The organism is Stutzerimonas tianxiuensis (genome assembly GCF_053470365.1).
The window spans coordinates 1-18,077 of the sequence record NZ_JBPVWS010000017.1 but is presented as its reverse complement, the minus strand read 5'-3'; the positions used below and the strand labels follow the sequence as shown (position 1 = coordinate 18,077).

Below are 18,077 nucleotides of genomic sequence, written 5' to 3'. Positions count from 1 at the left end.
GACCTGTGGCATAGCCTTGCGGCGTCGCTTTCCGGTTCAATCTCGATTCGATCAAGGGGGCGGCAGGACACCCGCCAATCTGATACGTTCTGCTTCGCGCCCGCAGCCCGCGTCTTTGACGCATCACACACGACAACCAATACTTGCGCTGGCCACCGGCTCGGAAGAAGGAAATTCTATTGACCGCATTGCGCAACAGTCTGTCCAGAACACTGCTCCGTATCGTCCTGCTGTCCGCGCTTGCCGTTGGCCTGGTACTCAGCTGCGCGCAGATCATCTTCGATGCCTACACGACCCGCCAGCTGATCGATGCCGAAGCTCAGCGAATCCTGCGCATGACCCGCGACCCGTCCACTCAGGCGATCTATAGCCTGGACCGGGAAATGGGTGCCCAGGTCATGGAAGGCCTGTTCCAGCACGAGTCGATTCGCAAAGCCTCGATTGGCCTTCCCGGCGAAGCACCGCTGGCGGCCAAGTCCCGCCCGCTCATGTCGCACTCCTCGCGCTGGTTGACCGACCCGATACTCGGCCGCGATCAGGAGTTCTCGATCCCGTTGATCGGCCGCCCGCCTTATAACGAATACTACGGCAATCTGCGCATCACGCTCGATACCGCCCCCTATGGAGACGCCTTCCTCAGGAGCTCGGTGGTGCTTTTCGTCGTCGGCATACTTCGCGCGCTGGTGCTGGGTTTCCTGCTGTACCTGATCTATGAGTGGCTGCTCACGCGACCGCTGACCAAGCTCATCGAGCACATGTCGCGCATCAACCCGGGCCGCCCCGGCGAGCACTCGCTGCCAATGCCAAAAGGGCATGAGCGCAATGAACTGGGCCTCTGGGTCGAGACGGCCAATGGTCTGCTCGCCTCCATTCAGCACAACATGCAGTTGCGGCATGCGGCCGAAAGCAACCTGCAACGCATGACCCGGTATGACTCGCTCACCAACCTGCCCAACCGCCAGCAGTTGCAGCAGCAGCTGGACAACATCCTGAGCGAGGCCGCCAGATTGCAACGCCGCGTGGCCGTACTTTGCCTCGGACTCGATGATTTCAAGGGCATGAACGAGCAGTTCAGCTACCAGAACGGCGACCGGCTGCTGGTGGCGCTGGCCGATCGGTTACGCAGTCAGAGCGGGCGCGTCGGGGCGTTGGCGCGGCTGGGCGGTGATCAATTCGTCCTGGTGCTGGTCGGCTTCGAACAGCCCTACGAGGCGGCCGAACTGGCGCAGAAGGTGCTCGACGACCTGGAGCGTCCCGTCACCCTCGATGAGCAACACATACGTTTGCGCGCCACCATCGGTATCACCCTGTACCCCGAAGACGGTGACAGCACTGAAAAGCTGCTGCAGAAAGCCGAACAGACCATGACACTGGCCAAGAGCCGCTCACGCAATCGCTACCAGTTTTATGTAGCCAGCATCGACAGCGAAATGAGGACCCGCCGGGAACTGCAGAATGACCTGGCCGAAGCGCTTCCCCGAGGCGAGTTCCATTTGGTCTATCAACCACAGATCGATTACCGCCTCAAACGCATTACCGGTGTCGAAGCCTTGCTGCGCTGGTCTCACCCGAGCGGCAAGATGGTTCCGCCCGACATCTTCATCCCCCTCGCCGAACAGAACGGCAGCATCATCGCCATAGGCGAGTGGGTGCTCGACCAGGCCTGCCGACAGCTGAGCGAATGGCATCAGCAAGGCTTCAGCGACCTGCGCATGGCGGTCAACCTCTCCACCGTACAACTTCACCACGCCGGACTGCCGAAGATGATCAGCAACCTGCTCAGCAGTCACAAGTTGCCACCCGAGACGCTGGAGCTCGAGGTGACTGAGACGGGTCTGATGGAAGACATCGCCGCAGCCACCCATAACCTGCACTGCCTGCGTCGCTCCGGTGCGTTGATCGCCATCGACGATTTTGGCACCGGTTACTCATCGCTGAGCTACCTGAAAAGCCTGCCGCTCGACAAGATCAAGATCGACAAGAGCTTCGTTCGCGACATGGCGGCTGTCGAGGGCGACACGACCATCGTTCGAGCCATCATCCAGCTCGGCAAGAGCCTGGGCATGCTGGTGATCGCCGAAGGGGTGGAAACGGCCGAGCAGGAGCGCTACCTGATCGACGAAGGCTGCAACGAAGGCCAGGGCTACTACTACAGCAAACCCATTCCCGCAGCGGAACTGACCGCTTTGCTCAGCCAGTCGCTGCGGTTCGAGCGTCGACTTAACTCCGAACACCTGTAAGTGTTGTTTGCCGTGCCGCGCTTCAACCCCGCCCCTCCAATTTCAACCCAAGAGCGTCACCGATGAAGCGTTTTGTACTGATCGACACCGCCGAGATTCCGGATGGCGGCGGTGCCCTGTGCCTGTTCGAGTACGGTGACGATTTCGTCATCAAGATTCAGGGCGGCAACGGTAACCAGCTGATGAACACCCGCACACACGGGTCCGAAGATGCGCTGGCAGAAATACCCTGCCGAAAGATCGCGCATCGGCCACAACCGCGTGTGCTGATCGGCGGCCTGGGCATGGGCTTCACGCTCGCCTCGGCGCTCAGGCATCTGGGCAAGGATGCCGAGGTTCAGGTCGCCGAGTTGGTGCCCGGCGTGATCGACTGGAATCGCGGCCCGTTGGGCGAGAAATCCGGCATGCCGATTAACGATCCACGTACCCGCGTGCTGCGCAAGGATGTCGCCGAGGTTCTGAAGAGCGAACCGCAGGGCTATGACGCCATCATGCTCGATGTGGACAACGGTCCCGAGGGGCTGACGCGCAAGAGCAACAGCTGGCTGTACTCCTCAACCGGGCTTGACGCCTGCGCCAGAGCGCTGCGTCCCAAGGGCTTGCTTGCCGTCTGGTCGGCCAGCGCCGATCAGGCGTTCTCCCAACGCCTCGCCAGATCAGGGTTCATCGCCGAGGAGGTCCAGGTGTTCGCTCACGGGAATCGCGGCACTCGACACACCATCTGGATTGCCGAAAAACGTAGCTGAAAGCCAAACCGTGGGCGGTAATAGCTTATCGCCATCTATGCCGCTATCGGCTTCAGTGGGGCTCCACTACACTCAAGGCTGACCACACCGATACGTCCCTATACCGCGCAGTAACCAAATTGGTACGTACGATGAAAACCGAATCCCGTCCTTCTCTGGAAACTGTTCTGGATCTCATGCTCGACGCGGTCTGCGTCGTCGATGCCGAGGGCCATTTCGTGTACGTCAGTGCGGCATGCGAAAGCATATTCGGCTATACGCAGGAGGAGATGATTGGTCGCCAGATGATGGAGCTGGTAGCGCCTGAAGACCGCGAACGCACCCTGCTGGCGGCACAGCAGGTGATGTCAGGCCAGCCTAGCCTGCACTTCGAGAATCGCTACATCCGCAGGGACGGAAAACGGGTAGACATCATGTGGTCGGCCCGCTGGTCCGAAGGTGATCAGCTGCGTGTCGGCGTAGCGCGCGACGTCACCGGCCGCAAGCGGTCTGAATCGCTGCAAGAGACGGTCTATGCAATATCCGAGGCGGCCCACAACACCGCAGATCTGACTTCACTGTTCGAACAGGTCCATCAGATCACCGGCCGACTTATCCCGGCGCCGACCTGTTTTGTAGCCTTGAACGCCCCGGATCGGGGCCGTCCGACATTTCCTTACTGCAGAACCGGTGGCGATCCGGCACGGCTTCCCCTCGAGCCGGCGGCGGCGCTGTGTGCGGAAGTCACTCGAACCGGGCGAGCGCTACTACTGACAGCGAATAGCGAGGGGGTCTGCGACAACCTCAAGGCATTGGCCGCCACGGACAGCTTCTGCTGGTTGGCAGCGCCCCTCGCCACCGCCCAGGGCTGCATCGGCGCGCTGCTGCTCAACGATACGGCAGAAAACGCGACCTATTGCGAGCAGGACATAGACCTGCTGCAGTTCATCGCCAACCAGGTCGCCACCGCCATCGAACGCAAACAACTGCAGGCTCGCCTTGAGCGGATGGCGCAGTACGATGAACTTACCGGCCTGCCCAACCGCGCGTTCCTCTTCGACCGACTTAAAACCGCCCTGGCACGGGCGCGGCGCAACGACGAGCGCTTAGCGGTGCTGTATCTGGATCTCGACGGATTCAAACAGGTCAACGATGGTTATGGCCACAGCGTCGGCGACCTGCTGCTGCAGGCCTTCGCCCAACGGCTGACGCAACACATCCGCGAAACCGACACGGTTGCGCGGATGGGCGGCGACGAGTTCGTCATGTTGTTGGAAGGCAGTCCCACAGCAGCCGATACGGCGGTGGTGGTCACGCACATCCTTGCCGCGATGCACGCGCCCATAGAACTCGCCGGCTTGGCGCTGGCGATTCGGCCGAGCATTGGCGTGGCCTACTTTCCCGAGCACGGAACTGACGAAGCCTCGCTGCTCAGACGAGCCGATGAGGCGATGTACCAGACAAAGTCAGCAAGCGCCCGGCAGCGCTGCAGCAGCCCTCTGGCCGTCGATACCTTGCTCGATAAAGATCAGCGCTAAGCAAAACGCGGAAGACTCACTGGATGTCGCTGCGGCTCAACCCGCTACCCGAGCCGCCAGCAACGCCGCACCGAACAAACATAGCATCGCGCCGCCAGCCGCTTGCCAGCGATAGCGCCTGACGAGCACTTCTTCGCCATGACTGGACAGCACGAACGGCAAGCCCTCGCCAGGGCGCACCAGTTGGTGCAGTGCTTGTCGGCTACTGGCCAGCCGGTGGCGCCGCTGTGCTTCGAGGTCCGCGGCCAGGCGCACACGGTTCCACTCCACCTGGTCGAGCTGGCCGTCTCGATTGTTGTCGAATCGCTGCAACAGCCCTGCGTAGTCTTCTTTCCATTCCCGCACCACCTGGCCTTGGGCGGTCGGTAGGTCGAGGCCCTGCCGACCGCCGCCGGAGGTACGAAAATCACCGATCGCGTACAGCGGCTCATCGGCATGCAACCGCTCTTCGGTGTAGCGGTACTGCCGATGGCCAGTCAGCCAGGCCAGTACGCCACCGGGCGGCGCACTTCTAGGGCGGCGCTGGTTACCGGTCCAACGGTCACGCCGCGCGGGAAGCACTTCCGCGCCTCGCGGATCGATCAGACAGTCTCCAGTCGCATCGAACAGCCGCAACAGCTCCTCGCTGCTGCCCTGCTCAAGCACTTTCCAGCTGCCGCGCTTGCCCCCGGATTGATACTCCTCGATACGGTAGCGCCACCAGAGGCAGGGTGTGGCGGTCAACGGTGCCATCAACGGCGGCAGGTCAGGGAGGCCTCGCAGTACGCCGGCCAGCTCGACGTAGCCTTGCGCCGCCGAGCGGATCCGCGACGTCGGTGTATCCAGCAGGTGACGCAGTTTCGACCAGCGAGTGATCCACAGCCAGCCGCCAACCAGACACATCGCCACGCCTGCAGCGCTAAGCAGCATTCCGCCCCCGCTCAACCGAACAGCGGTTTGAGGTCGAGATCGGCTTTCTCCGCCTCACTGAATTGCAGCAAGGCTGCCTCGCGAAACCCGAACGCACGAGCCAGCAACACATCGGGAAACTGCTCGACGCGCACGTTATTCAGATTGACCGATTCGTTGTAAAGCTCACGGCGATCGGCGATGCCGCTTTCCAGCCCGCTGATGCGTTGCTGCAGATGACGAAAGCTCTCGTTTGCGCGCAGTTCCGGGTAGCTCTCAGCCAAGGCGAACAAACGCCCCAGCCCTGCACGAAGCCCGGTTTCCGCTTGGCCAAGTGCGCCGACATCGCCCTGCTCGCGGGCGTCGGACACCGCAGTGCGCGCTCTGATCACCTGCTCCAGGGTGCTGCGTTCGTGCTGCATGTACTGCTTGCAGGTTTCCACCAGCTTGGGCAATTCATCGTGACGCTGGCGCAACAACACGTCGATGTTCGACCAGGCCTTGCTTACGCCGTGCTTAAGTCGCACCAGGCCGTTGTAGAGAACCACGGCATAAGCCGCGGCGAGAAACAGCAGGACACATGCAACGGCGGCACTCAGGCTCATCAGGGCGACTCCATAAGATGACCAGACTTCAGAGGGGGCATTCTAGCTGCGCCGGCGGAGGGGATACGCGACCTGTCGCACGCATTTTCTTTGCACAAAATGCAAATCTTTCGCATTATGTTCTGCATCCGTTTGTCGCAGCCCTGCTGCCGACTCACTCACACCACCCTGCAAGCAAAGGAACCCGCCATGCTACGCACTCCCGTCTGGGCTACCGCCAGCCTTCTGGCTGTCGCCATTTCACTCGCTGGTTGCGGCGAAGACAAAGCTCCGGCCGAACAGGCCGCTGCCCCGCAAGCCGCCACCACCCAGAGCGAACCGGCACCGGCTGCCCAAGAGACCGTGAACAGCGAAGCCGCGCAGGCCGTGGTCGAGCACTACGCCGATATCGCCCATGCTGTGTTCAGCGATGCGCACACTGCCGCTCTGAAGCTGCAGGATGCCGTTGACGCGCTCCTGGCCAATCCGACCGAAGAAACCCTGCAAGCGGCCAAAGCGGCCTGGATCGCCGCCCGCGTTCCGTATATGCAGAGCGAAGTATTCCGCTTCGGCAACCCGGTCGTCGACGACTGGGAAGGTCAGCTCAATGCCTGGCCGCTGGACGAGGGCATGATCGACTATGTCAAAGGTGACTATCAGCACGCCCTCGGCAACCCTGGCGCCACGGCCAACATCATTGCCAACAAAGAATTGCAGATTGGCGAAGACAAGATCGATGTCAGCGAGATCACCGGCGAGAAGCTGGCCAGCCTGAACGAACTGGCCGGCTCCGAAGCCAACGTTGCCACCGGCTACCACGCCATTGAATTCCTCCTTTGGGGCCAGGACCTGAACGGCACCAATGCGGGCGCCGGCGAACGCCCGGTGAGCGACTTCATCGAAGGCGAAGGCTGCACCGGCGACAATTGCGACCGCCGTCGCGCCTTCCTCAAGGCCGCCACTGAACTGCTGGTCAGCGATCTCGAAGAAATGGTCGGCGAGTGGAAAGCCGGCGTTGCCGACAACTATCGCGCCAGCCTGGAAAAAGAGTCGGCCGAAAATGGCCTGCGCAAGATGTTCTTCGGCATGGGTAGCCTGTCGTTGGGCGAGCTGGCTGGTGAGCGCATGAAGGTCGCGCTGGAAGCCAACTCGCCGGAAGACGAACACGACTGCTTCAGCGACAACACGCACAACTCGCACTACTACAACGCCAAGGGCGTCCGTAACGTCTATCTGGGCGAGTACGAGCGCATCGACGGCACCAAGATGACCGGCCCAAGCCTGGCATCGCTGGTGGAAGGCACTGCGCCTGAGGTCAACAGCACACTGAAGACCGACCTGGAAACCACCGAAGCCAAACTGCGCGTGCTGGTCGAAAGCGCCGAAAATGGCGAGGCCTTTGATCAGTTGATTGGCCCGGACAACAGTGAAGGTCAGGAAAAGGTTCGCGCTGCTATCGGCGCGCTGGTCCAGCAGACCGGCTCGATCGAAAAGGCAGCTGCCGCTCTGGGCATTAGCGACCTGAACCCGGACACCGCTGACCACGAGTTCTGATACACCCGCCTGGGGAGCGGCGCAATGCCGCTCCCTCCGGCACCGATGCACCCTCCCCCCGAGCTTCATTGCTCGATTGGCCAATCGGCCTACCGCCAAATGCAAATTGCTCTTATTCAACCACCCGTAGCCTGCTAAGATTGCCGACCTTTGAAAGGCTCTGGGCTACCGATGCGTCCGTTCTACTTCCCTGTCGTTGCACTGCTGCTGGCCATGGGCCTGACCGCTTGCGACGAAAACCCGCCGCGCTTTGAACAGGCAGAACCGGGCGAGGCGCTTTCCGGTGGCAGCACCACGGTCATCAAGTCCGACCAGAATGCCTTCTCGATGCCCTCTGCCAACCTGTCACCGGTGCGCCGACTGGACTTCAGCGTCGGCAACAGTTTCTTTCGCAACCCCTGGGTTATCGCCCCTTCGTCGACGACCGCACGCGACGGCCTTGGCCCACTGATCAACACCAACGGCTGCCAGAACTGCCACATCAAGGATGGCCGTGGTCGTCCGGCGGAAGCCGAGCGCGGCAACGCTGTCTCAATGCTGGTGCGCCTGTCGATTCCGGCAGGCGAAGAGCACGCTGAAGTGGTCAATCAGCGAGGCATCGCGCCTGAACCCACTTATGGCGGCCAACTGCAGGACATGGCGATTCCCGGCGTTGCGCCGGAGGGCAAAGTACGCCTTAGCTACAGCACCCATACCGAACGCTTCGCAGACGGCTTCGAAGTAGAACTGCGTACGCCGCAACTGAAAATTACCGACCTGGGCTACGGCCCGATGCATCCCGACACGCTGTTCTCGGTCCGCGTGGCCCCGGCAATGGTAGGCCTCGGCTTGCTGGAAGCGATTCCGGAGGCGGCGATACTCGCCAACGCCGATCCGGACGACAGCAGCGGTGATGGCATCTCCGGGCGCCCGAACCGAGTGTTCGATCAGGTAACCCGCGAAACCACCTTGGGCCGCTTCGGCTGGAAAGCCGGACAGCCGACTCTGAACCAGCAGAACGCTGACGCTTTTTTCAACGACATGGGCCTGACGACCAGCCTGCTGTCCGGCAGCAGCTGCACGCAAGCGCAGACCGAGTGCCTGGCGATGCCCGACGGCGGCGAGCCCGAAGTCAGCGACCATATCCTGTCGCTGGTGCTGTTCTATTCGCGCAACCTGGGCGTGCCGGCTCGGCGCAACGTGGACGACCCACAGGTCCTGGCCGGCAAGACACTGTTCCATCGCGCAGGGTGCCAGAGCTGTCACATCCCGAAATTCACCACCGGCGAGGCCGCCGAACCGGAACTCGCGAACCAGGTGATCCGCCCCTACACCGACCTGCTGCTGCATGACATGGGCGAAGGGCTCGCCGATCACCGCCCGGAATTCGAGGCCAGCGGCCGTGAATGGCGTACTCCGCCGCTGTGGGGCCTCGGCATGACCGAGGCTGTCAGCGGGCACACCCAGCTGCTGCATGACGGTCGCGCCCGCAATCCGCTCGAAGCCATACTTTGGCACGGCGGCGAAGCGGAGCGTGCCAAGCAGGCCGTGCTTGGCTTTGACAATAACGAGCGCAGCGCCCTGCTGGCCTTTCTCGGGTCCCTTTAAATGCCCAACCATACGCACCCTTGCCCAGTCCTGAGGAGCAACATGTACCGCAACCAGATTTTTCGCGCCGTCACGGCCACTGCACTGGGTTTGCTTTTAGGCGCCTGTACGCCATCCGACCCGTATCAGGAAACAAGCCAGGCACTGACCGACGAGGTCCTGCTACCGGCCTATACCGACTGGGCTGAAGCCAACCGCCGTATGGCAGCCAGCGGCATCGCCTTCTGTGCAGGCAATGAAGAGCTGAAGGATGGGCGCCAGGCGTTCATGCAGGCGCAACTTGCCTGGGCGGGATTGCAGCCGCTGCTGATCGGACCGATGGGTGAAGGCAACCGGGCGTGGCAAGTACAGTTCTGGCCTGACAAGAAGAATCTTGTCGGTCGACAGGTCACCGCACTGCTGAAAAGGAAGCCCCAGCTGACCCAGGCCGATCTGGAGAACGGCAGCGTCGTCCTGCAGGGCCTGTCTGCTTACGAGTACGTGCTTCATGACAAAGCCGTCGACCTCAGCGAAAGTGCGACCAAGGCGCGTTATTGCCCGCTGCTGATAGCCATCGGTGAGCATCAGCAAAAGCTCGCAGCCGACATGCTGCAAGCCTGGAAGGCAAAGGACGGCATGGCTGCCCAGTTGAGCGAATTCCCCAACGAGCGCTACGCCGAATCGACCGAAGCGATCGCCGATTTGCTTCGCGTTCAGGTTACCGCCCTCGACGGTCTGAAGAAAAAGCTTGGCGCACCGCTCGGTCGCCAGAGCAAGGGCTATCCTCAGCCCTTCCAGGCCGAAGCCTGGCGCAGTGACGCTACGCTTCCCAGCATCGATGCCGCACTCGCTGGCGCCCAGCGGCTCTGGCTTGGTACCGATGGAAACGGCTTGAAGGCGCTGGTCCCGGCCGAACAGGCTGATCTGGCCAAGCGCATCGACGTTGCCTACGAAACCGCACGTCAGCATCTGGTGGACATCATGCTGCCCTTCAGCGAGCTGATCGCTGACGAAGCCGGCCGAGCACGACTTGACGCGCTGTATCAGGACATCGACGCCTTGCACCGGCTGCACCAGACCGAACTGGCGCGCGCTCTTGGGGTGCAGATCGGCTTCAACGCCCACGACGGAGACTGATGATGAAACGTCGTGCTTTCCTGGGCCTAGGCAGCGCACTGGTGGCCGCTTCAGCCGTCGGCGGCTGGACGTTGACGCATCACACCGAACAACCGTTGCTGCTGTCGGCACGTAACGATGCCGATGGTCGCCACTATGCGGTTGGCTATCGCCTCGACGGCAGCCAGGTTTTCGCCACGCCCGTCGCCGAGCGCTGTCACGATGTCTACGCGCACCCGCACCTGCCGCTCGCCGTCTTCGTCGGACGCCGCCCGAGCCGTGAAAGCTATCTGATCGACAGCCGTGACGGAACGCTGCTTCAGGTACTGGCGTCACCGCCGGACCGCCACTTCTATGGGCACGGCGTCTTCCACGCCAGTGGCGACTGGTTCTACACAACCGAGAACGATACCGCCGAGGCCGGCCGCGGCGTTCTCGGGGTCTATCGTGTCGAGGGTCGTCAGCTGGTGCGCAGTGGTGAGCATTCCACCCACGGCATCGGCCCGCATCAGCTGCTGTGGATGCCGGATGGCGAGACACTGGTGATCGCCAATGGCGGCATCCGCACCGAGGCCGACAGCCGGGAGATGATGAATCTGCAGGCCATGGAACCCAGCCTGGTGATACTGCGCCGTGACGGCACGCTGCTCAGCAAGGAGCAGTTACCCGAGCAGATGAACAGCGTGCGTCACCTGGCGGTGGCGGCTGACGGCACGGTGGTGTCGGGCCAGCAGTATGAAGGCGACCCAATGGATCAGGTGCCATTGCTGGCCATCAAGCGTCCCGGCCAAGCCTTCAAAGCCTTCCCGCTAGGCGAAGCGCAGCGCCAAACGATGAACCAGTACACCGCCAGCCTGGCGATCAACGATGCCCTTCGCCTGCTGGCCGTGACGGCTCCGCGCGGCAACAAGGTATTCATCTGGGACCTGGACACAACGGCTTTGCGCGAGGAAATCCACCTGCCGGACTGTGCCGGCGTCGCGGCAGTCAAAGAAGGCTTTGTCGTCAGCTCCGGCCAGGGCCGCTGCCGCCACGTCGACTGCACGGGCGTAGAGTTCGTCAGCACCCCGCTACAGCTACCCGCAGGGCTCTGGGACAATCACCTGCGACTCGTCTGAAACCGTTCAAGTATCGAAGCGCCAGGCCGAAAAACCGGCGACGAGCAGTCAGCCTGACTACTCGTTGCAGGCTTGTTTATGCAAGCGCATCCCCTTCGATACGAGAACGCCCAGATGTTCCTGAAAAAATCCCTGCGTGGACAGTTGCTCGCGCTGATCGGCGGCAGCTTGCTGTTGATGCTTACTATCGCGCTCGCCAGTTTTTCGTTTCTCTCCGATGAAATCACGGCCTACCAGCGTCTTCTCAAGGGACCGATCGAAGCCTCGCGCCTCATCGACCAGTCCAACCTCGAGTTCAAGGTGCAAGTTCAGGAGTGGAAGAACGTATTGCTACGCGGTAAGTCTCCGGAAAATCTGGCCAAATACTGGCAGAGTTTCGAGGAGCAGGAACGCAAGGTACAGACGCTGCTTGGCACGCTGATACAGCAAAGCCAGGGCGACCCGGCATTGGCTGGCCAGACTAAAAGCCTGCGTGACGAACACCTTAAGCTTGGCACGGCCTATCGCGTGGGCCGCGACGCGTTCATCGCGGCTGGCGGTGACCCGGTTGTCGGCGACGCGGCCGTCAAAGGCATCGACCGCGCCACCAGTGAGCAGCTCAGCGCCTTGGTAGTGCAGCTACGCGAGTCCGCGCTTGCCAATTCGGCGACCATCAGCCAGGCCGCAGACCGGACCATTATCGTCGGCTCGCTGATCATGCTTGCCGCTGGCGTGTTGATTGGCCTGCTCAGTGCCTGGCTGGTCAACCGCAACCTGATCAACCCGATCCGCCACCTGATAGACCATGTTGCGAACCTCAGCCAAGGCAATTTCAAAGAACGTGTCGATACCAGCCGCGCTGACGAGCTGGGCCGCCTTGCGGTAGCGGCCAATGTGCTGCGCGATTTCCTAGCCGACACCTTTACCCGCCTGCAGCGCAGCACATCAGATCTGGACACCGCCAGCGGGGAGCTCAACGCCATTGCGGCCCTGATGGGCCAAGGCACCCGCGAGCAGTTTTCCCGTACCGATCAGGTCGCCACGGCGATGCATGAGATGTCTGCCACCGCGCAAGAGGTCGCGCGTCATGCAGCGGACGCTGCACATGCCGCAGACGCCGCCGACCAGTCGGCGCAACAAGGCGAAGCCATGATGCGCTCGACGATCGAAACGATCACCCACATGCGCGGCGAGATCAGTAACACCGCCAGCGTGATCCGCCGGCTGGAGGCCGACAGCGGCCGTATCGGCAAGGTGCTGGAAGTGATTCGCGGCATTGCCGACCAGACCAACCTGCTCGCGCTGAACGCTGCCATCGAGGCCGCCCGCGCCGGCGACGCTGGGCGCGGCTTTGCCGTGGTGGCGGACGAGGTGCGCACGCTGGCCAAACGTACTGCGGATTCCACGGCGGAAATCCATCAGATCATCGACACGGTACAGACGGGGGCGGTGGATGCGGTACGGGCCATCGAAAACGGCCAGGCCCGTAGCGACGTCGGCGTTGAGCAGGTCACTGAAGCGGGCGGCATGCTCCAGCGCATCACTCTGGAAGTAGAAGCCATTCGTGACATGAATCGCCAGATCGCGACCGCTGCAGAAGAACAGACATCTGTTGCAGAGGACATCTCACGCAACCTGATCGAGATTACCGCCATCGCCACCACCAATCAGGACAATGTAGAGCGCACCGAGAAGGCCAGTCACAATTTGCACGGGCTGTCCGCTCAGCTCAGCGAAGTCACCCATCGCCTGGCTGGCTGACCTCAAATCAAATGCAAGGCCCTGCCCACGTGGGGCCGTAAGCGCATTCGACACAGCGGCCTGGCGCGCGAAGCGCGCTGTTGACGCCCTCTTCCTGATCCTCAGGCAGCGCCTGATATCTCGCTTTACTTGCACTCGGTTCGCAGCTAACGTCCATTCTCCCTCTCCTACAGGGCCGAATCACGACGCCATGGTTGGTGCATAACTGCGCTGGTCGTGGCTTGCGCATTCGATACGGCTGCGTCGTTGCATAGCCATGGTCAGCCGGCTCATTACTCCAAGGAATACGGAAAATGTTGCGCCGCATGCTGCTGATGCTTGGCGCGGTGATCGTCGTGGTATTGATCCTTGCCGCCCTCAAGTTCAACTCGATCTACACACAGATTCAGCAATTCAAGGCACCGAAGCCGCCGATCAACGTGGAGGTTGTCGCCTCCAGTCAGGAGCCATGGCAAAGCCGGCTTCCGGCGGTTGGCACGCTCACCGCCTCGCAGGGCATCGACCTTTCGGTAGAGATCGCCGGCACCATCAGCGATGTGCAGTTCCGCTCGGGTGAAAAAGTGCAGAAGGGTCAGCCCATCGTTCTGCTGGACAGCGAGATCGAACAGGCGAGCCTGGCAGCCGCGGAAGCGGACCTGCATCTGGCAAAGGTGGAATTCCAACGAGCACGCAGCCTGATCGAGGGAAAGGCCATTTCTCGCAGCGAGTTCGATCGGCTCAACGCCCAGTCGAAAAAAGCCGACGCCACCGTCGCTCAGCTGAAGGCCGGCCTGGCGAAAAAGCGCATTCTCGCCCCCTTCTCCGGAACCATCGGGATCCGTCAGGTAGATGTCGGTGACTTCGTCGCTGCCGGCACACCGATTGCCACGCTGCAGGACCTGTCGACGCTGTTCGTCGATTTCTACCTGGCTGAACAGCAAGTGCCTCTGCTCGCCATCGATCAGCCCGTGCGTGTGCAGGTAGCCGCTTTCCCCGGTGAACAGTTCGAGGGCCGTATCGTCGCCCTGAACCCCAAGGTTGAGGTCACCACCCGCAACGTGCAGGTTCGCGCGGAGCTCGCCAACCCTGGCGAGCGCCTGCTGCCCGGCATGTTCGCCAATCTGCAGGTGCTGCTGCCCAGCGAGCAATCCAGGATCGTGGTACCGGAAACCGCGATCACCTACACCCTGTATGGCAATTCGGTACTGGTGGTGAAGGAGGGTCAGCCTCCCGAACCCGAGGAAGGCACCATGGCGACCGAGACCGACGAACCCTACCTGGTTGTCGAGCGGCGCTTCGTCAAAACGGGCGAGCGGCGCGACGGACGCGTGGTAGTTCTCGAGGGACTCGAAGCCGGCGAGCAGGTGGTCGTTGCGGGGCAGCTCAAGCTGGACAGCGGCGCCCACGTCGCCATTGCCGAAAAGCGCACCCTCGAGCTCAAGCCCGAAGCCCGCTGAGACGCCTATTGAAGGGACATAGACCACATGGCTTTTACCGATCCATTCATTCGCCGTCCGGTGCTGGCCAGCGTGATCAGCTTGCTGCTGGTGTTGCTTGGCTTCCAGGCCTTCAACAGCCTGGTGATCCGCCAGTATCCGCAAATGGAAAGCGCGCTGATCACGGTGACCACCGCTTATCCCGGCGCTAACGCAGAGACGATCCAGGGTTATATCACCCAGCCCCTGCAGCAGAGCCTGGCCAGCGCCGAAGGCGTGGACTACATGACGTCGGTCAGTCAGCAGAACGTTTCGGTCATCTCGGTCTATGCGCGTATCGGGGCTGACACGGATCGCCTCTATACCGAGTTGCTTAGCCAAGCCAACTCGGTCAAGAACCAGCTGCCTCAAAATGCAGAAGACCCGGTACTGAACAAGCAGGCGGCCGACTCCACGGCGCTCATGTACATAAGCTTCTATAGCGAGCAGCTGAGCAATCCGCAGATCACCGATTACTTGTCGAGGGTCATCCAGCCAAAGCTGGCCACCCTGCCAGGCATGGCCGAGGCTGAGATTCTCGGCAATCAGGTGTTCGCCATGCGCCTCTGGTTGGATCCGGTCAAGCTCGCCGCCTACGGACTCTCGGCCGGCGACGTAAACGAGGCCGTACGCAAGTACAACTTCCTGTCCGCCGCCGGTGAGGTGAAGGGGCAGTACGTAGTTACCAGCATCAACGCCGATACCGAGCTGAAGACCCCCGAGGCTTTTGCCGCCATCCCCCTGAAGACTCAAGGCGACAGCCGTGTGCTGCTGGGTGATGTGGCGCGCGTCGAGATGGGCGCAGAAAGCTACAACGCGATCAGCTCGTTCGACGGGATCCCGTCGGTCTATATCGGCGTCAAGGGCACGCCGAGCGCCAACCCGCTGGATGTCATCAGCGAAGTGCGAGCAGTAATGCCCCAGATCGAATCGCAATTGCCGCCCGGCCTCAAGGTCACCATCGCCTATGACGCGACGCGGTTCATCCAGGCCTCCATCGATGAGGTAGTCAAGACCCTCGCTGAAGCGGTGGTGATCGTCATAGTCGTGGTCTTCCTGTTCCTCGGCTCAGTACGCTCAGTACTGATCCCGGTGGTGACCATCCCGCTCTCGATGATCGGCGTGTTGTTCTTCATGCAGACCATGGGGTATTCGATCAACCTGCTGACGCTGCTGGCGATGGTGCTGGCGATCGGCCTGGTCGTGGATGACGCCATTGTTGTGGTGGAAAATATCCATCGGCATATCGAGGACGGCAAAACGCCCTTTCAGGCAGCGATCGACGGCGCGAGAGAAATCGCCATGCCTGTCGTCACCATGACCGTCACCCTCGCCGCGGTCTATGCACCGATCGGCTTTCTGCAAGGCCTGACGGGCGCACTGTTTCAGGAGTTCGCCCTGACCCTGGCCGGCGCTGTGCTGATTTCCGGCGTGGTCGCGCTGACCCTGTCGCCGATGATGTGCTCGCGCCTGCTACGTCACGAAGAGAACCCGAGTGGCCTGGCGCACCGCCTGGACCAGCTCTTCGACCGGTTGAAGGCGCGTTACCAGCGCGCCTTGCACGGCACCCTGGACACGCGGCCGGTGGTACTGGTATTCGCATTGATCGTGCTCGGGCTGATTCCGCTGCTGCTCAAGTTCACCGAAAGCGAACTGGCTCCGGAGGAAGACCAGGGCATCATTTTCATGATGGCAAGTGCGCCGCAAACGGCGAACCTCGATTATCTGAATGCCTACACCGATCAGTTTCTGGAGATCTTCAAGTCGTTCCCCGAGTACTACTCCTGGTTCCAGATCAATGGCTTCAACGGCGTACAGAGCGGGATCGGCGGCTTTCTGATGAAACCCTGGGATGAACGGGAGCGCACCCAGATGGAGGTGCTCCCCGAGGTGCAGGCCAAGATCGATCAGATCCCGGGCCTGCAGGTCTTTGGCTTCAACCTGCCCTCGCTACCCGGAACCGGCGAAGGCCTGCCGTTCCAATTCGTCATCAATACCGCCAACGACTACGAGTCGCTGTTACAGGTTACCGAGCGAATCAAGGAAAAGGCCCAGGCTTCCGGCAAGTTTGCGTTTCTCGATGTAGACCTGGCGTTAGACAAACCGGAAATCGTCGTCGACATTGACCGGGACAAAGCGGCCCAAATGGGCGTCACCATGGAAGACCTCGGCCTGACCCTGGCCACCTTGCTCGGCGAAAGCGAGATCAACCGCTTCACCATCGAAGGACGCAGCTACAAGGTCATCGCCCAGGTCGAGCAGGCCTACCGGGATAATCCAGGCTGGCTGAACAACTACTACGTCAAAAACGAGCAGGGCGACATGCTGCCGCTGTCGACCCTGATCAGGGTTCATGACCGCGCCCGACCGACCCAGTTGTCCCAGTTCCAGCAGCTTAATGCAGCGACCATCCAGGGCTTCCCGATCGTCAGCATGGGCGAAGCCATCGAGACACTGCGCAGCATTGCGATGGAGGAGGCGCCGCAGGGTTACACCTTCGATTACGCAGGCGCATCGCGCCAGTACATCCAGGAAGGCAATGCGCTGTACACGACCTTTGCGCTCGCGTTGGCGATCATCTTTCTCGTGCTAGCGGCACAGTTCGAGAGTTTCCGCGATCCGCTGGTGATCCTGGTAACGGTGCCGCTTTCCGTCTGTGGTGCGCTGGTCCCCCTGTTCCTCGGCCTGTCGAGCATGAACATCTACACCCAGGTGGGGCTGGTGACGCTGATCGGGTTGATCAGTAAGCACGGCATCATGATCGTCGAGTTCGCTAATCAGTTACGTCGAGATCAGGGGTTGAACCGTCGTGAAGCGGTCGAGGAAGCCGCTGCGATCCGACTCAGACCTGTCTTGATGACAACCGCGGCGACGGTATTCGGCATGGTTCCGTTGATCCTGGCCAGCGGTGCGGGAGCGGTCAGTCGCTTCGATATCGGCCTGGTGATCGCCACAGGCATGACCGTCGGCACACTGTTCACCCTGTTCGTGCTACCGGCTGTGTACACGGTGCTGGCAACCCCGGACCAGGCGACAGCAGTGGCCACAAGCGCGCGGCCGTCAGAGGGCTATTGAGCAGAGCTCGGAATACGAGAAAGTTGCTCAGCTGCGCCCTACCAGGCTCTGGGAAAGCCCGTACATGAGCAACAGCAAGTCCTGATCGGGGCGCGCCTCTGATACAGAGGCGCCGGCAACACGCGGCACCGCGCAATGGCTGCTGAAATCGCTCCTCGCAACCACCTTCGCGTCAGGCTCACTCCATGCCGCAGCACACAGCGATGCAACACCCAGTGAACCGACAAGAAACAATCCTCGAGCGATTTCAAGTTTCATTGCGCAAGCCCTTGTTATTTGGCGATTCGAGAAAATCACCATAGTCGAGCAATTGACCCGGCGCCGAGAAATATGACCGATGGTCGATTTGAGCCCGGAGCGAGTTCATGCGCGCTTCGGCTTTTCGACCCATGACAGCGCGACGCGATCGAGTAGGAGGCGGATTCACATCCGCCGTCCTCTCACACCACCGTACGTACGGTTCCGTATACGGCGGTTCA

13 protein-coding genes are annotated in these 18,077 nt (G+C 61.5%); 10 read left to right on the top strand and 3 right to left on the bottom strand.

The genetic code is table 11. From position 1 onward, the window contains the following. The first annotated feature begins 179 nt into the window (after positions 1-179). The 3 genes from ACSSNI_RS18720 to ACSSNI_RS18710 all read left to right on the top strand — a co-directional run bounded on the left by ACSSNI_RS18720 (position 180) and on the right by ACSSNI_RS18710 (position 4,503). Positions 180-2,240 carry a putative bifunctional diguanylate cyclase/phosphodiesterase gene (locus ACSSNI_RS18720; protein ID WP_200637415.1) on the top strand — a complete coding sequence of 687 codons (2,061 nt, stop codon included), beginning with the start codon at positions 180-182 and terminating at the stop codon, positions 2,238-2,240. Positions 2,241-2,302: 62 nt separating this feature from the next. Then, the gene (locus tag ACSSNI_RS18715; RefSeq protein ID WP_159967379.1) at positions 2,303-2,986 is read left to right on the top strand and encodes a spermidine synthase; all 684 of its coding nucleotides are present in this window, start codon (positions 2,303-2,305) and stop codon (positions 2,984-2,986) included. 131 nt (positions 2,987-3,117) lie between these two features. Then, a complete protein-coding gene (locus tag ACSSNI_RS18710) occupies positions 3,118-4,503 on the top strand; it encodes a diguanylate cyclase domain-containing protein (protein ID WP_200637412.1) in 1,386 nt (461 codons plus the stop codon). A gap of 36 nt (positions 4,504-4,539) precedes the next feature. Here the strand turns inward: ACSSNI_RS18710 and ACSSNI_RS18705 are convergent, their stop codons facing one another. Then, positions 4,540-5,427 (bottom strand): GIDE domain-containing protein, encoded by an 888-nt coding sequence (locus ACSSNI_RS18705; protein WP_418952660.1) that lies wholly within the window; start codon positions 5,425-5,427, stop codon positions 4,540-4,542. Further along, complete coding sequence (locus tag ACSSNI_RS18700; RefSeq protein WP_148924508.1) at positions 5,424-5,996, bottom strand: LemA family protein; 573 nt, start codon at positions 5,994-5,996, stop codon at positions 5,424-5,426. Before ACSSNI_RS18700 ends, ACSSNI_RS18705 begins: the two co-directional genes overlap by 4 nt. A 189-nt stretch (positions 5,997-6,185) precedes the next feature. Here ACSSNI_RS18700 and ACSSNI_RS18695 point away from each other — a divergent pair, with 189 nt between their 5' ends. The 7 genes from ACSSNI_RS18695 (at position 6,186) to ACSSNI_RS18665 (ending at position 17,598) form a co-directional block, all read left to right on the top strand. After that, the gene (locus ACSSNI_RS18695) at positions 6,186-7,529 is read left to right on the top strand and encodes an imelysin family protein (protein ID WP_200637402.1); all 1,344 of its coding nucleotides are present in this window, start codon (positions 6,186-6,188) and stop codon (positions 7,527-7,529) included. Positions 7,530-7,700: 171 nt separating this feature from the next. Then, the gene (locus tag ACSSNI_RS18690; protein ID WP_200637400.1) at positions 7,701-9,116 is read left to right on the top strand and encodes a di-heme oxidoreductase family protein; all 1,416 of its coding nucleotides are present in this window, start codon (positions 7,701-7,703) and stop codon (positions 9,114-9,116) included. Positions 9,117-9,158: 42 nt separating this feature from the next. Next, positions 9,159-10,232, top strand: coding sequence for an imelysin family protein (locus tag ACSSNI_RS18685; protein ID WP_200637398.1), 1,074 nt, complete (start codon positions 9,159-9,161; stop codon positions 10,230-10,232). A gap of 2 nt (positions 10,233-10,234) precedes the next feature. Then, positions 10,235-11,329, top strand: coding sequence for a DUF1513 domain-containing protein (locus tag ACSSNI_RS18680; RefSeq protein WP_200637396.1), 1,095 nt, complete (start codon positions 10,235-10,237; stop codon positions 11,327-11,329). A 114-nt stretch (positions 11,330-11,443) separates the two neighbouring features. Continuing rightward, complete coding sequence (locus ACSSNI_RS18675; RefSeq protein WP_200637394.1) at positions 11,444-13,069, top strand: methyl-accepting chemotaxis protein; 1,626 nt, start codon at positions 11,444-11,446, stop codon at positions 13,067-13,069. 293 nt (positions 13,070-13,362) lie between these two features. Beyond that, complete coding sequence (locus ACSSNI_RS18670; protein ID WP_200637392.1) at positions 13,363-14,505, top strand: efflux RND transporter periplasmic adaptor subunit; 1,143 nt, start codon at positions 13,363-13,365, stop codon at positions 14,503-14,505. 27 nt (positions 14,506-14,532) lie between these two features. Then, a complete protein-coding gene (locus ACSSNI_RS18665) occupies positions 14,533-17,598 on the top strand; it encodes a multidrug efflux RND transporter permease subunit (protein WP_200637390.1) in 3,066 nt (1,021 codons plus the stop codon). A gap of 27 nt (positions 17,599-17,625) precedes the next feature. On the opposite strand, the gene ACSSNI_RS18660 is transcribed toward ACSSNI_RS18665, so the two are convergent. Next, on the bottom strand, positions 17,626-17,856 hold the full coding sequence (locus tag ACSSNI_RS18660; RefSeq protein ID WP_148924500.1) for a hypothetical protein: 231 nt from the start codon (positions 17,854-17,856) through the stop codon (positions 17,626-17,628). Between the last annotated feature and the right edge of the window lie 221 nt (positions 17,857-18,077).